The sequence below is a fragment of the Brevibacterium yomogidense genome, from assembly GCF_016107685.1.
Lineage (GTDB): Bacteria > Actinomycetota > Actinomycetes > Actinomycetales > Brevibacteriaceae > Brevibacterium > Brevibacterium yomogidense.
The window spans coordinates 42,737-55,898 of the sequence record NZ_JABASY010000008.1 but is presented as its reverse complement, the minus strand read 5'-3'; the positions used below and the strand labels follow the sequence as shown (position 1 = coordinate 55,898).

Here is a 13,162-nt window from a genome sequence, read left to right as displayed (position 1 = left end):
CCCGGACATGACGAATGGCCCCAGCGGCGAGGCCGCTGAGGCCATTCGGATCACAGATGTGGAGATGGCGGGAATCGAACCCGCGTCCGTCGGCGAATCGCCGGGTCTTCTCCGGGCGCAGTCCGTGAAGAGTTTCTTAGGTCCTGGTCACCGCACGAACACGTAGACCAACGGACGGAGTCGAGTAAGAGTCCCACAGACACCCCCGACATGTGTCTGCAGCAGTGGCTTCCTAGCTGACGCCAGGAACCGAGGCGGAAGCTACCCCGGGCTGACGGATTCGCTCAGCTCGCTGTCAGGCAGCGAGGGCGAAATCGGTGCGAGTCTTGGATTCAGCACCTATTGGTTTGCAGAGGACATTAACGAGTTGACTCTGCATTCTCGGCCCGCTTCTCCCAGCTCAACAGCCGGCGTCGAAACCGATCATCCCCTTATTCAGTTGCCAAGAGTCCCACGAGGTGGGACCCGACATCCTCCGACGCTGATCCATCCAGCGCCAGATGATCTACTGTACACCTCTCAACACGGGGTGCACCACTCCTATTCCCGGCCGCCAGACCGGTGATCCACCTGTCAGCTGGACCGGCGGCGCAGGGTCGACTTCATCGCCCTCTCCGCCTCGCGCTTGTCCTGCTTCTCCTTGAGCGCCTGGCGCTTGTCCCAGTCCTTCTTGCCCTTCGCGATCGCGATCTCGACCTTCACGCGCGACCCGTCGAAGTACAGTTCGAGCGGAACGAGCGTCCGGCCGGATTCCTTCACCTTCTGCGAGATCTTGAGGATCTCGCCCTTGTGGAGGAGCAGCTTCCGGCGCCGCCGCGCCGAATGGTTCGTCCACGTGCCCTGCACGTATTCGGGGATGTAGACGTGCTCCAGCCACGCCTCCCCCTGGAAGATCAGGCCGAACCCGTCCGTGAGGTTGGCGCGCCCTTCGCGCAGCGACTTCACTTCCGTCCCGGTGAGGACCAGGCCCGCTTCGTAGGTGTCCTCGATGTGATATTCGTGTAGCGCCTTGCGGTTGCGCGCGATCGACTTCCGTCCGGTGTCCTTGGGCACAGACCCCTCCTCTCCTGCATGTGCGCGTCACCTGCAGGATGCCCGGGGCACCGTCAGCAGGCCGTATTCGACGATTCGTTCGACGACTGTGCGCAGCACCGCCATCGGTGCATGCGAACGCTCCAGTCTACCGCAGCACCGCGGCACGCGGACGCCGGGTCAGGAGGTCCGATCATGAACTCTCGGTCGCCCGGCGAGAAGGGCCTGCGGGCCCGATCGGTCAGGAGATCCAGTCCATCGGGTTGACGTACGACCCGTTCTGCATGACCTCGAAGTGCAGGTGGCAGCCGGTCGACGCACCCGTCGTACCGGAGATCGAGATCGCGTCGCCCTGCTTCACACTCTGCCCCGCGCGCACGAGGTTCCGGGTGTTGTGGTTGTAGGTCGTCGCGATGCTCGCACCATTCGACTTCCCGTGCGAGATGACGACCCGGTTCCCGTAGCCGCCGGCGCCCCCGCTGGACACGACGACGCCGTCCGCGGACGCGTGCACCTCCGTGCCGCAGGGCACGCCGAAGTCCGTTCCGGAATGGAGTCGCCTCACACCCGCGATCGGGTGAGTTCGCCACCCGTAGTGCGAGGTGATCGGGTAGCCGGGAGCAGGGTTCTTGAGGAATCCGTCACCCGGCAGTGTCCGATTGCCGTCGCCGTTGTCCTCCTGCCACTCGCGGATCTGGTCCGCGAGCCGCTCCTGCTCCTCCTTCTGCTTCTCCAGCTCCTCCGCCGTCGAGGCCTGGTTCTCCTCGATCGTCTTCGCGGCGGAGTCCTTCTGCGAGATGAGGGAGTCCAGTTCGTCCTTAGCGTCCCGAGCGGCACGTTCCGCGGACTCCTTGGCGAGCACGACCTCGGCGGCCTCGTCCTTCAGGTCGGAGATCTCGTCCGCGATCGCATCGAGCCGGTTCTGGTTGCTGATGTTCGCCGCACGGCGCTCACCCAGCCGGGTGATCGTCCGCTGCTGGCTGCGCACCGCGGAGTCGACGCGTGTGAGGCCGTCCATCCCGCTGTCGCTCTCCGCCATCTGGAGGAGCATCGCGACATCGCTCGTCACACCCGAATTCTGGTATGCACGCCGCGCGACCCCGACGACGGACTTCTCCGAATCCTCGATCTGGTCCGCGCCCTCGTCGATCTCCTCGCGCAGATCCTTCTCCGCGTTCTCCGCGGACGTGAGGCGCGCCCCGAGCTCCTCGTCCTTGCGCTGGGCCTCCTCGAGCTCGTCGGACGCCTCGCTGACCGCGTCCTCGGCGTCCGGCATCTTCTCTTCAGCGGCCTCCATCTCCGCGACCACACGGGCAAGCTCCTCCGTGAGCCCCTCGTGCTCCTGCTGCAGCTCCTCCACCCGCTCGTCGACCGCGGACTTCTCCTCCGTCGGGTTCGCCAGAGCGGGCGTCATCGGCGCGCACAGGACCAGCGCGAGCACGATTGCGAGCAGGGCGAGGACCCGGCGACGCACGCCTACGGCGGACTGGTGACGAGTGGGCAGCTGCGGGGAAACGAACACGATCACACCTTCATGTACCGACGGAGGGTGAGCCAGGAGGACGCACCGGCCATGACGACGCCCACGACGAGGAGGAGCGGGGTGATGAGCGCCACGTCCCCGACCGTCACGAGGGTGACCCCGGCAAGGCGCGACTGCAGCCATCCGGACACCCCGAAGTGTACGCCCAGACCCAGCACACCCCCCGCCAGCAGGCTCCCCACCGCCGCGGCGAGGACCCCCTCGAGGATGAACGGCAGCTGGATGAAGAGGTTCGACGCCCCCACCAGACGCATGATGCCCGTCTCCCGACGGCGGGTGAACGCGGACAGGCGGATCGTGGTCGCGATGAGCAGCACCGCGCACAGTGTCATGATGCCGGCGATCCCCACCGCCACCGCCGTCGCGATGTTGAGGATCCTGAACAGCTGATCCAGCAGCCTGTTCTGGTCGACCACCTCCTCCACACCGGGGGTGGCTGAGAAGTACTCACTGATGATCCCGTACTGCTCCGGGTCCGCCAGCTGGATGCGGAACGACTCCTGCATCTGGTCCTCCGGCACGGTGCCCTCGAGGCTGGTGCCCGCGAACTGCTCCTCGAAGAGCCGGTGCGCGGTCGCCTTGTCCTCGAAGTGGACCTCCTCGACGTAGTCGTCGAGGTCCGGCGAGCCGAGTGCGGCCTCGATCGCGTCCTTCTGCTCCTGGGTGACCTCCCCTTCGGCACACGTGGGCGCCTCGGAGTCGGGCGGGCACAGGAACACGGCGACCTGCACGCGGTCGTACCAGTAGTCCTTCATCCCCCCGATCTGCATCTGCAGGAGGACGGCGGAGCCGATGAACAGGAGCGACACGAAGGTGACGAGGACGACGGAGATGATCATGGAGAGGTTGCGCCGCAGCCCGGTGAGCACCTCGGAGAAGATGAACGAGGTCTTCACGACTGCGTCACCTCCGGGCGGTAGCCGCCCACCGCGTCGCGGACCGTCACCCCGTCGCGCAGCTCGATCACCCTCCGATTCATCGAATTGACGATCGAGGAGTCGTGGGTCGCCATGAGCACGGTCGTGCCGAAGCTGTTGATCCGCTTGATGACGTCCATGATGTCCTGGCTGGTCGCCGGATCGAGGTTGCCGGTGGGTTCGTCCGCCAGCAGGATGCCGGGCTTGTTGACGACGGCGCGGGCGATCGCGACGCGCTGCTGCTCACCGCCGGACAGTTCGTGCGGGTACCGCTTCTGCTTCCCCTCGAGCCCCACCGTCTCCAGCACGTCCGGGACGAGGGTGGAGATCGCCGCCCGCGACTTCCCGATGACATGGAGTGCGAAGGCGACGTTGTCGAAGACGTTCTTGTTGGGCAGCAGCCGGAAGTCCTGGAAGACGGTGCCGATGCCGCGGCGCAGGTGCGGGACCTTCCAGCTGGGCATCCGCGCCGTCTGCGTCCCGGCGACCGTGATGCGCCCGCGGGTGGGCACCTCTTCGCGCAGCACCAGCCGGATGACGGTCGACTTCCCCGATCCCGAGGCCCCCACGAGGAACACGAACTCCCCCGCCTCCGCCGTGAAGGTCAGATCCGCGAGGGCGGGCGCGGCGCGCTGGTCGTAGGACTTCGTGACCTTGTCGAACGTGATCACACGGACTCCGGGGGCTGGGGGAAGGCAGGGGCAGAACACAGCAGGACACGGGGCGCGTCCACACTCACTCTAGGGGCGAGCGGTCGCCGTGGCCGTGTTTTGCCTGGCCGACCCGCGTGTCGGCGCAGTGCGCGAGCTCCTCTTGCCGCAGCGCGCCGATCACGAGACCCAGCCAACTGCCAGCGCGCACCCATTGCCACGGCGCCCCGGCCCACTAAAGTTCAAGGTGCCTTGCTTTTTGGGGGCAGGTTGCCCGACATGCGGGCAGCGCATGGAAGGAGAGTGACGTACACGATGGTCCATGACAATCACGACATCGATGCACTTGCGAATGCCACCGTCTTCGACAGCGAGGGGAAGAAGGTGGGCACCGTCGGCGACGTGTACTTCGACGACCAGACCCAGCAGCCCGCGTTCGTCTCCGTGAACACCGGACTGTTCGGGATGAAGGAGACCTTCGTCCCCTACGACGCCGCCGATCGGGCGGCGGACGGGATCTCCGTCCCCTTCACGAAGGACTTCATCAAGGACGCGCCCAATGTCGACGCGGACGGCCACCTCACCCCGGAGGAGGAGCGTCGCGTGTTCGAGCACTACGGGATGCAGTACGACGCGACGACCGGCCACCGCAGCCCGGTCAGCGAGCCCGGCACCGCCGGCAGTCCTGGCGCTGCCGGAGACGCGAGCGCTGTGGGTGACGCGGGCGCCGCGGGTGGACCCGGAACCCCGGGAGGCCCCGGCGATGTCGGGTCCCCCAGCACTGCCGGTGACGCGGCTGGAGCCGACCGCGTGGGTCGCGACGCACCGATGGGACGCGACAGCGCCGCAGGGCCCGACCAGGGCATGGCCGCCCACGAGGGGCGGCAGAGGGTCGACACGGAGTCCCGCGAGGCGCGGCCGGCGCGCCTGCGCAAACGGGTGCGCTGATCTGGCGACCGGCAAGCCGGTAGGTCGGTAGGCCGGCTGCGAACCGGCAGCCGCCACTGATCGGGCAGCGCGGCGACGCGGAAGGGCCGGGTCCGCTGAGCGGACCCGGCCCTTCGCTGCCGCGCGGCGGTGAACGTCGCGTCGGCTGGGATCAGGCGTCGACCTCGGCGGCCATCTCCTGCTCCTTGCGCCAGCGGATGCCGGCCTGCAGGAAGCCGTCGATGTCGCCGTCGAAGACAGCGGACGGGTTGTTCACCTCGTGGTTCGTGCGCAGATCCTTCACCATCTGGTACGGGTGCGTCACATAGGACCGCATCTGGTCGCCCCAGCTCGCCTTGATGTCGCCGGCAAGCTCCTTCTTCTGCGCGTTCTCCTCTTCCCGCTTGAGCTGCAGCAGGCGGGACTGCAGGACGCGCATCGCGGCAGCACGGTTCTGGATCTGCGACTTCTCGTTCTGCATGCTCACGACGACGCCCGTGGGGACGTGGGTGATGCGCACCGCGGAGTCCGTCGTGTTGACCGACTGCCCGCCGGGACCCGACGAGCGGTAGACGTCGATGCGCAGGTCGTTCTCGTCGATGTCGATGTGGTCCGTCGGCTCGATGAGCGGCACCACCTCGACAGCGGCGAACGACGTCTGGCGGCGGCCCTGGTTGTCGAACGGGCTGATGCGGACCAGCCGGTGCGTGCCCGCTTCGACGGACAGCGTGCCGTAGGCGTAGGGGGCGTTGACCTGGATCGTCGCGGACTTCACGCCCGCACCCTCCGCGTAGGACGTATCGAGTTCCTGCACCGCGTACTTGCGGTTCTCCGCCCACCGCACGTACATGCGGGTGAGCATCTGCGCGAAGTCCGATGCGTCGTCCCCGCCCGCACCGGCACGCACCGTGATGACGGCGGAGCGCTCGTCGAACTCACCGGACAGCAGGGTCGTGATCTCCAGGTCGCCCAGTTCGCCCCTGAGCTTGTGGATCTCCGCGACCGCTTCGTCGATCGCGTCCTGATCGCCCTCGTCCTCACCCATGGACACGAGCAGCTCGACGTCCTCGATGCGCTGGTCGAACTTGTCGAGCTTCTCCAGCACAGACTGCTTGTGGGACAGCTTCGACGTCACCTTCTGGGCGGCGTCCGGGTCGTCCCAGAGGTCCGGCGCAGCGGCGGCGTGCGTGAGCTCCTCCACCTCGCTGCGCAGGGTGTCGATGTCGGACACCTCGCGGATGGAGGCGAAGATGCGCTGCAGGGTGTCGATCTCTGCGGAGAAGTCAGTGGAGGCCATAGTCCCCCAAGCCTACGGCACGCGCAGGCCCCCGTTCACTTCTGGTCGTAGAGCTTGAGCGCGAGGAACCCGTGGGTGTAGGCGGCACCGGCCCGCAGAGCCGCCGCGACCATCACAGCCCGGGCGAGCTCTTCCTCCGTCGCCCCGGCCTTCTTCGCGTTGCCCACGTGGCCCGCGAGGCAGTACGGGCACTGGGTCGTCGCGGCCACGGCGATCGCGATGAGTTCGCGCACCTTGACGGACAGCACCTCGTCGTCCGGGTCGAAGACCGCGGCGTCGAACTGCTGGAACGCCTCGACCGAACCGCCGGCAGACGTCCGCAGGGTGCGCAGGTGCTTCCGGTCGCCCGGCTCGTGGAAGTGCTCAAGCTCCGCACCCTGCTCGTACGCCTTGTGCGCGAGGAACCCGTGCGTGTAGGCGGCACCGGCGCGCAGTCCGGCGGCGACGAAGACGGCGCGTGCCACCTCCTCACGGCTGGCGCCGGCCTTCTTCGCGTTGCCCACGTGGACGTCCAGGCAGTACGGGCACTGCGTCGTCGACGCCACACCGATCGCGATGAGTTCCTTCGTCCGCAGATCCAGGATCTCGTCGTCCTTATCGAAGACGGCCGCATCGAACGTACCGAACGCCTTCACCTGGGCGGGGGCGACTTCTGCGAGGACCTTCGCGTAGTCGAAGTCCCCCGACTCGTGGTAATGCATCGCTGAGCTCCTTCCGTTCGTGGTGGCGGGCCCCTGAAGGGGACCGCTCACGGAGGCAACGGCACAGTCCTCGCGGCTGTTCCGGATGTGACGATCTGTGTCGCACACCCGGTGTCGGCCGTCCTGTGCCGGCCGCCCTGCCCCGGCCGTCCCGTCCAGGAGGCCGCCGAGGTCTCAGTCCAGACCCAGCAGCCTGGCCCCGTTGTCGTGGAGGATCTTCCGCTCGACCTCCTCCCCCAGCCCCAGTGCGCGGATCGAGTCGATCTGCACCCCGTACGGGTAGGGGATGTTGGGGAAGTCGCTGCCGAGCACCACCTTGTCCTGCAGCGCGACGAGGGGGTCGAGGAGGTCGTCGGGGAACGGCTTCGTCGCCTCCACGAACGGAGTGAAGGTCATGCACGTGTCGAGGCAGACGTTCTCGTAGTCCTGCGCCAGCCCGATGAACTCCCGGTACTCCGGCATACCCGTGTGCGCGATGACCAGCGTGAGCTTCGGATGGCGCCGCAGCACCTCGACGATGGGGTCGAGCCCCGTGTGATTGCCGGGCACGGGCCCCGAGCCGCAGTGGATGACGACGGGGACACCCGCCTCCTCGATCTGCGACCAGACCGGATCGAGCAGCCGGTCCGCCGGATCGTAGCCGCCCACCTGAATATGGGATTTGAAGACCTTCGTCCCGGATTCCAGAGCGCGCTGGGTGTAGGCGGCGGCCTCGGGCTCGGGGAAGAACGTGGAGGTGTGCGCGCAGGCCGGGGTGCGGGCGGCGAAGTCCTGGGACCAGGAGTTCAGCCACTCTGCCATCCCCGGCCTGTGGGGGTAGAGCATCGACGTGAAGCCGATGACGCCCATGTCCCGCAGACGTGCGACGCGCTCCTCTTCCGACCAGCGGTAGGCGATCGGCCACGGCCGCAGACCCCGCTCCTCCGCGCTGTCGAAGTACTGCCACACCTTCGTGAGCACGTTCTGCGGCATGAAGTGCGTGTGGATGTCGACGAGACCGGGGATCCCCAGCTCCGCGGCGACGGCTCGGAGTCGCTGCGGTTCGTCGTCGGGCAGGGAGACGGTCGCGGAGGCGGGCGTGGGCCGGGCGTCGTTGTCAGGCATGACCTCATCGTAGAACGTTCGATCAGTGGCGCGTCGACCCGTCCGGTTATCCACAGCTTCGCGGTGAACACTTCCGTAACCTCACCCGAACGGCTACTTTGAAACTCGTATGAGTCAGCTGAGCGTCCACCCGGCGCTCCACGCTCCGGAATGCGAGGGAGGTGACGTCGTGGAAGCACTGGAGTTCATCCGGTCGGAAGTGCGTGACCTCATCCGCACCCGCGGGATCGATCCGCGTTCGGAGGCCCGCCCCACAGCGGACCTCGTCGACGACGTGATCCGCTCCTATGACGAACGGACCCTGTCCGGGTCCCTCCCCGTCCTCGGCGACGCGGAGGCGATCCGCCGCAGCGTCCTCGACGACCTCACCGGCTACGGGGCGATCCAGAAGTACCTCGACGACCCGACGATCGAGGAGATCTGGCTCAACGGCCCCCACGCCGTCTTCGTCTCCCGCCACGGCGTCTCGGAGCTCACCCCCACCGTGCTGTCGGAGGCGGAGATCGCCGAACTCATCGAGCGACTCCTGCGGACCACGGGGCGACGGGTGGACCTGTCGTCACCGTTCGTCGACGCAGCGCTTCCCGACGGCTCCCGCCTGCACATCGTCCTGCCCGACATCACACGCACATATCCGGCGATCAACATCCGGAAGTTCATCGCGCAGACCCGGAGCCTCGCCGACCTCGTCGAAACCGGATCGCTGACCGGGGCGGCGGCAGGATTCCTCGACGCAGCCGTCGCAGCAGGGGCCAACGTCCTGGTGTCCGGTCAGACCCAGGCCGGCAAGACCACGATGCTCAACGCGCTGTGCGGATCGATCCCCGTCCGCGAACGCGTCATCACGTGCGAGGAGGTGTTCGAGCTCTCAGTCCCCGCCCGCGACTGGATCGCGATGCAGTGCCGCCAGTCCAGCCTCGAGGGCACCGGTGAGGTCCCGCTGCGACGGCTCGTGAAAGAGGCTCTGCGGATGCGCCCCGACCGCATCATCGTGGGCGAGGTCCGCGAAGCAGAGAGTCTCGACATGCTCATCGCGATGAACGCGGGCCTGCCCGCGATGGGTTCCCTCCACGCGAACTCCGCACGCAGCGCCGTGACGAAGATGTGCACACTGCCGCTGCTCGCAGGACCGAACATCGGTTCGTCGTTCGTCACTCCGACGGTGGCCGGGTGCATCGACCTCGTCGTCCACCTCGCCCTGCTGCGCAACGGCAGCCGCCGAGTGCACGAGATCGCGGCGGTCCCCGGAGGAATCGAGGGCGGGACGGTCGAACTCGAGACGATCTTCCAGACGGACTCGTCCGGCCAGCTGGTCCGCGGTCGGGGCTTCAGCCACCTGGGCGAGCGCATTGCGGCGATCGGCAAGAACGTCCACACCCTGCTGGAGGCGGCGTGACCACCACGCTGTCGGCGACGCTGTACGGCATTGTGCTGGCAGCCGGACTCCTCTGCATCTGGTCGTCGTTCTGGGAAGCCCCCGCACGGACGCACCCCCGGCCACGTTTCGTCGAAGACCTGGCGGACGACCTGGTCGCGGCGGACCTCCCCCGCATCACTCCCGGCCACCTCGCGGCGATCAGCGTGGGAGCCGCCGCGTTCGTCTGGCTCACCGGCTACGCGGTGACGGCCTCGGCTCCCATCAGCACCTGCTTCGCCGTCTTCGCGGGTGCTCTGCCCATCGCCGTCGTCCGCCACCGGTCCCGGTCCCGGGAGGTCGAGCGCCGGGTCCTGTGGCCGGATGCGATCGACCACCTCCATTCCGGTGTGCGGGCGGGGATGTCGCTGCCGGAGGCGCTCGCGGCCCTCGCCCACCGCGGCCCTGACGGTCTGCGACCGGTGTTCCAGGTCTTCGAGGACGAGTACCGTGCCACGGGCTCCCTCACGATGGCGCTGGACGCCTTCAAGCAGGCGAGCGCAGACCCGGTCGCGGACAGGATCGTCGCAGCGCTGGGAGTGACCCGCGACGTGGGCGGTACGGAGCTGGGCACCCTGCTGCGGACGCTCGCACACTTCCTGCGTGAGGACGCGCGCACCCGTTCGGAGCTCAAAGCCCGCCAGAGCTGGACCGTCACGGGCGCGCGCCTGGCTGTCGCCGCTCCCTGGCTCGTCCTCGCGCTGCTCGCGACGCGCAGTGAGGCGGCGGCCGCCTACAGCACGCCGGGCGGCGCGCTCCTCCTATTCAGCGGCATGGTCGTGTCGCTTCTGGCGTACCTCCTCATGAAGCGGATCGGACGGCTGCCGAGCGAACCGCGTGTGCTGCGATGAGTGCGGCGCTGTGGTCCCACGTGGACGTCTTCAACCCGGCGGTCGCCGTCATCATGGGGCTCGTCCTGGGGGCGAGCGCTGCCCTCGCCGTGTCCGGGGTCCCCACGCTGAGGCGTCCCACCCTCGCTGACCGCATCGGCCCCTACCTGCGCGACCAGCCGCGGGTCGCCTCCCTCTACGGCGCGCCCGCCACTCCGACGACCGGGGTCATCGGGATCCTCACGAAGGTGGCTGCGGCCTCCGGTGCGTGGCTCACGTCGAGGATGACGACGGACGCGTCCGTTCTGCACCGTCTGGAGCAGCTGGGCGGTACGACGACCGTCGAACGGTTCCGCACCCGCCAGGTCCTCCTCATCCTCGCGGGCCTGGCGGCGGGCTCCGTCGTCGGCGCAGTCTCCGCGGTCACGCGGGGGTTCTCTCCCGTCATCCTGCTGGGCCTCATCGTGCTGGGCGCCGTGCTGGGCCACATCGTCAACGACTGGTGGCTCACGCAGCAGGTGCGGGAACGGGAACGGCGGATCATGGCGGAGTTCCCCACCGTCGCAGAGCTGCTGGCGCTGTCGATGACCGCCGGTGAGGGCACGATCGATGCGCTGGAGCGCGTCTGCCGTTCGACGACCGGCGAACTCAGCCAGGAGCTCGCCCGCGCTCTGTCCCAGGTCCGCATCGGCACGCCGCTGGTCGACGCGCTCGATGAGATGGGGCAGCGCACCGGCAATCCGTCGATCGTCCGCTTCGTCGACGGCATTGCGGTGGCGACCTCCCGCGGCACACCGCTCGCGGAGGTCCTCCGTGCGCAGGCCGCCGATGTGCGCGAGCACGGCAGGCGGACGCTCATGGAGGTGAGCGGCCGCAAGGAGGTGGGCATGCTCGTGCCGGTCGTCCTGTTCGTGCTCCCCGTCACCGTCCTCTTCGCGATCTATCCCACCCTCGCCGTGCTCGATCTGGGCCCCTGACCGTCTCACGAAGGAGAATCATCATGTTCACACGCATCCGGCTCCTCGTCGTCGCCGTGCTGCTCTCCGTCCTCACCTGCGCGCACCGTTCCGCAGCCGCGGCCTCCGCGCCCCGTCGCCGAGGCCGCCGCGAGTCCCTGGTGGACCGCGGGGACGTGCCCGGCTGGGTCCTCATCACCGTGATGACGGCCGCTCTCGTCGTCGCCCTGTGGGCGCTCGCGGGGGAAGCATTCACATCCCTCTTCGTCGACAGCATCAACAAGGTGCGCCAAGCAGGCTGAGGTGTGGGATGAGTACCAGGCAGCCGGCCGCGGGGATCCGCAGGACGCGCCCCGCAGGGACCCGCGGAGCGCGCAGTGGATCACGGCGCGCAGACGACGGCTCCGCCGTCGCGGAATTCGTCATGGTGTCCGCGCTCCTCGCGCTCGTGTTCGCCGCCGTCCTCCAGATCGGTCTGGCGATGCACGTGCGGAACACCGTCATCGACTCCGCGATCGCCGGCGCCCGGATCGCCGCCGCCGCAGACCGCACGGAGGAGGACGGTGCGCAGCACACGGCGCTCCTCGTCTCGACCGCCGTCGGTGCGAGCTATGCGGAGGACATCGCGGTCACGACGGCACCCTCCGGACCGCAGACCCTCATCACGGTGACCGTCCGCACCCCGATCCCCGTCGTCGGGCTCGCGGGACCGGCCGGGGTGTGGGAGCTGCAGGGTCGAGCCTTCGCTGAGGACCCGGCGCTGTGACGGGCCGCTGGCGCACGCGCGCGCACCGTTCTCACCGCAGTGATGCGGGGACCGCCCCGATCGAGTTCATCTTCGGCTCCGTCGTCCTCCTCGTCCCTCTCCTCTACCTGCTCGTCTCCCTCGCGCAGGTGCAGGCAGGCGCCTACGCCGCCCAGTCCACCGCGATCGACGCCGCGCGGTCGGCTGCCCGGCACCCCGCCGGCGCCCAGCAGACCGCGCAGGACGTCGCAGCGCTGCACTTCGCGGACCACGGACTGGAGGACGCGGAGTGGGAGATCGACCTGCACTGCTCCGGCCCCTGCGGCGCGGCCGGAACCCCGATCACCGCGACGGTCGTCGCACGGATCCCCGTCCCCGGCATCCCCGCCGTTCTGGGGGAGAAGAAGATCCCCGTCATGATCGTCCGGTCCGCCCACACCGACCTCAGCGCGCCCGTGGAGGAATGATGGCCCGCCTTCGCCGTCCGACGCCCCGCGCAGCGCGCCCCGACGAGGGGTCCATCACTCCCCTCGCGATCGGCTTCGCAACCATCGCGCTGGCACTCATCCTGCTCGCGGCACTCATCACCGACGTCTGGCTCGCTCACCGGAAGCTCTTCGCCCTCGCCGATTCCGCAGCGCTCGCCGCCGCAGAATCCTTCGACCCCGCGCCGACGCCGGAACCCGGCATCGTCCTCACCGACGAGGGTGTGCGGACGGCGGCCGCTGCGTACCTGTCCGCGGTCGAGGTGCCGCCGCGCTACACCGACATGACGGTGGTCGGACGCAGCCCTGACGGTCTCAGCGCGGAAGTCGAGCTCCGCACGGCGTACGTGCCCGCACTCCTGTCACCGTTCGCCCCGTCCTGGATCGAGCTCGAAGCCCGCGCAACAGTCCGCGGAGCGCTCCGCCTCTGACTCTGCGATCACACACCGGAGGTCACACGATCTCGCGCCGGTCCCGCCACTGCCCGGACACCGGCCTGTGGACGACGGCGCCACCGTCCACAGGTTCCGCACGGACCCCCTGGGTGCGTCCGGACTGCGC

The 13,162-nt window shown here is 68.5% G+C and carries 15 protein-coding genes and 1 other RNA gene; 8 read left to right on the top strand and 8 right to left on the bottom strand.

Going from position 1 to position 13,162, the window contains the following annotated elements:
- Window positions 1-56: 56 nt before the first annotated feature.
- The 5 genes from ssrA to ftsE form a co-directional block, all read right to left on the bottom strand.
- Window positions 57-431, bottom strand: a transfer-messenger RNA (tmRNA) gene (gene ssrA / locus JFC09_RS15525).
- A 142-nt stretch (window positions 432-573) separates the two neighbouring features.
- Window positions 574-1,053, bottom strand: coding sequence for an SsrA-binding protein SmpB (smpB, locus tag JFC09_RS15520; protein WP_198394956.1), 480 nt, complete (start codon window positions 1,051-1,053; stop codon window positions 574-576).
- Between the two features lie 220 nt (window positions 1,054-1,273).
- Window positions 1,274-2,554: a peptidoglycan DD-metalloendopeptidase family protein gene (locus tag JFC09_RS15515; RefSeq protein WP_332839798.1), complete on the bottom strand. Its 1,281-nt coding sequence runs from the start codon at window positions 2,552-2,554 to the stop codon at window positions 1,274-1,276.
- A gap of 2 nt (window positions 2,555-2,556) precedes the next feature.
- Window positions 2,557-3,471 carry a permease-like cell division protein FtsX gene (gene ftsX / locus JFC09_RS15510; protein WP_198394955.1) on the bottom strand — a complete coding sequence of 305 codons (915 nt, stop codon included), beginning with the start codon at window positions 3,469-3,471 and terminating at the stop codon, window positions 2,557-2,559.
- The gene (ftsE, locus tag JFC09_RS15505; RefSeq protein ID WP_198394954.1) at window positions 3,468-4,163 is read right to left on the bottom strand and encodes a cell division ATP-binding protein FtsE; all 696 of its coding nucleotides are present in this window, start codon (window positions 4,161-4,163) and stop codon (window positions 3,468-3,470) included. Before ftsE ends, ftsX begins: the two co-directional genes overlap by 4 nt.
- A 294-nt stretch (window positions 4,164-4,457) precedes the next feature.
- Between ftsE and JFC09_RS15500 the strand changes: the two genes are divergently transcribed.
- Window positions 4,458-5,090 carry a PRC-barrel domain-containing protein gene (locus tag JFC09_RS15500; protein WP_198394953.1) on the top strand — a complete coding sequence of 211 codons (633 nt, stop codon included), beginning with the start codon at window positions 4,458-4,460 and terminating at the stop codon, window positions 5,088-5,090.
- A gap of 151 nt (window positions 5,091-5,241) precedes the next feature.
- Here JFC09_RS15500 and prfB read toward each other — a convergent pair whose 3' ends face one another.
- The 3 genes from prfB to JFC09_RS15485 all read right to left on the bottom strand — a co-directional run bounded on the left by prfB (window position 5,242) and on the right by JFC09_RS15485 (window position 8,171).
- On the bottom strand, window positions 5,242-6,366 hold the full coding sequence (prfB, locus tag JFC09_RS15495) for a peptide chain release factor 2 (RefSeq protein ID WP_198394952.1): 1,125 nt from the start codon (window positions 6,364-6,366) through the stop codon (window positions 5,242-5,244).
- A gap of 35 nt (window positions 6,367-6,401) precedes the next feature.
- Entirely contained in the window at window positions 6,402-7,067 is a 666-nt protein-coding gene (locus tag JFC09_RS15490; protein WP_198394951.1) for a carboxymuconolactone decarboxylase family protein, read from the bottom strand.
- Between the two features lie 174 nt (window positions 7,068-7,241).
- The gene (locus JFC09_RS15485; RefSeq protein ID WP_198394950.1) at window positions 7,242-8,171 is read right to left on the bottom strand and encodes an amidohydrolase family protein; all 930 of its coding nucleotides are present in this window, start codon (window positions 8,169-8,171) and stop codon (window positions 7,242-7,244) included.
- Between the two features lie 169 nt (window positions 8,172-8,340).
- Here JFC09_RS15485 and JFC09_RS15480 point away from each other — a divergent pair, with 169 nt between their 5' ends.
- Genes JFC09_RS15480 through JFC09_RS15450 form a run of 7 tightly spaced genes read left to right on the top strand, consistent with a single transcriptional unit; the run spans window position 8,341 to window position 13,032 of the window.
- On the top strand, window positions 8,341-9,567 hold the full coding sequence (locus JFC09_RS15480; RefSeq protein ID WP_198394986.1) for a CpaF family protein: 1,227 nt from the start codon (window positions 8,341-8,343) through the stop codon (window positions 9,565-9,567).
- Entirely contained in the window at window positions 9,564-10,436 is an 873-nt protein-coding gene (locus tag JFC09_RS15475; protein WP_198394949.1) for a type II secretion system F family protein, read from the top strand. The genes JFC09_RS15480 and JFC09_RS15475 overlap by 4 nt, the downstream gene beginning before the upstream one ends.
- A complete protein-coding gene (locus JFC09_RS15470; RefSeq protein ID WP_198394948.1) occupies window positions 10,433-11,392 on the top strand; it encodes a type II secretion system F family protein in 960 nt (319 codons plus the stop codon). Before JFC09_RS15475 ends, JFC09_RS15470 begins: the two co-directional genes overlap by 4 nt.
- 23 nt (window positions 11,393-11,415) lie before the next feature.
- The gene (locus tag JFC09_RS15465; protein ID WP_198394991.1) at window positions 11,416-11,673 is read left to right on the top strand and encodes a hypothetical protein; all 258 of its coding nucleotides are present in this window, start codon (window positions 11,416-11,418) and stop codon (window positions 11,671-11,673) included.
- A gap of 8 nt (window positions 11,674-11,681) precedes the next feature.
- Window positions 11,682-12,137: a TadE family protein gene (locus JFC09_RS15460; RefSeq protein ID WP_198394947.1), complete on the top strand. Its 456-nt coding sequence runs from the start codon at window positions 11,682-11,684 to the stop codon at window positions 12,135-12,137.
- Window positions 12,134-12,583 carry a hypothetical protein gene (locus JFC09_RS15455; protein WP_198394946.1) on the top strand — a complete coding sequence of 150 codons (450 nt, stop codon included), beginning with the start codon at window positions 12,134-12,136 and terminating at the stop codon, window positions 12,581-12,583. The genes JFC09_RS15460 and JFC09_RS15455 overlap by 4 nt, the downstream gene beginning before the upstream one ends.
- Window positions 12,583-13,032 carry a pilus assembly protein TadG-related protein gene (locus tag JFC09_RS15450; protein ID WP_198394945.1) on the top strand — a complete coding sequence of 150 codons (450 nt, stop codon included), beginning with the start codon at window positions 12,583-12,585 and terminating at the stop codon, window positions 13,030-13,032. Before JFC09_RS15455 ends, JFC09_RS15450 begins: the two co-directional genes overlap by 1 nt.
- The last annotated feature ends 130 nt before the right edge of the window (window positions 13,033-13,162 follow it).

Excerpts from the sequence above, each read along its gene's own strand:
- prfB (WP_198394952.1), bottom strand. The coding sequence starts at position 6,366 with ATGGCCTCCACTGACTTCTCCGCAGAGATCGACACCCTGCAGCGCATC.
- JFC09_RS15500 (WP_198394953.1), top strand. The coding sequence starts at position 4,458 with ATGGTCCATGACAATCACGACATCGATGCACTTGCGAATGCCACCGTC.
- JFC09_RS15460 (WP_198394947.1), top strand. The coding sequence starts at position 11,682 with ATGAGTACCAGGCAGCCGGCCGCGGGGATCCGCAGGACGCGCCCCGCA.
- JFC09_RS15485 (WP_198394950.1), bottom strand. The coding sequence starts at position 8,171 with ATGCCTGACAACGACGCCCGGCCCACGCCCGCCTCCGCGACCGTCTCC.
- JFC09_RS15465 (WP_198394991.1), top strand. The coding sequence starts at position 11,416 with ATGTTCACACGCATCCGGCTCCTCGTCGTCGCCGTGCTGCTCTCCGTC.
- JFC09_RS15490 (WP_198394951.1), bottom strand. The coding sequence starts at position 7,067 with ATGCATTACCACGAGTCGGGGGACTTCGACTACGCGAAGGTCCTCGCA.
- JFC09_RS15470 (WP_198394948.1), top strand. The coding sequence starts at position 10,433 with ATGAGTGCGGCGCTGTGGTCCCACGTGGACGTCTTCAACCCGGCGGTC.
- JFC09_RS15450 (WP_198394945.1), top strand. The coding sequence starts at position 12,583 with ATGGCCCGCCTTCGCCGTCCGACGCCCCGCGCAGCGCGCCCCGACGAG.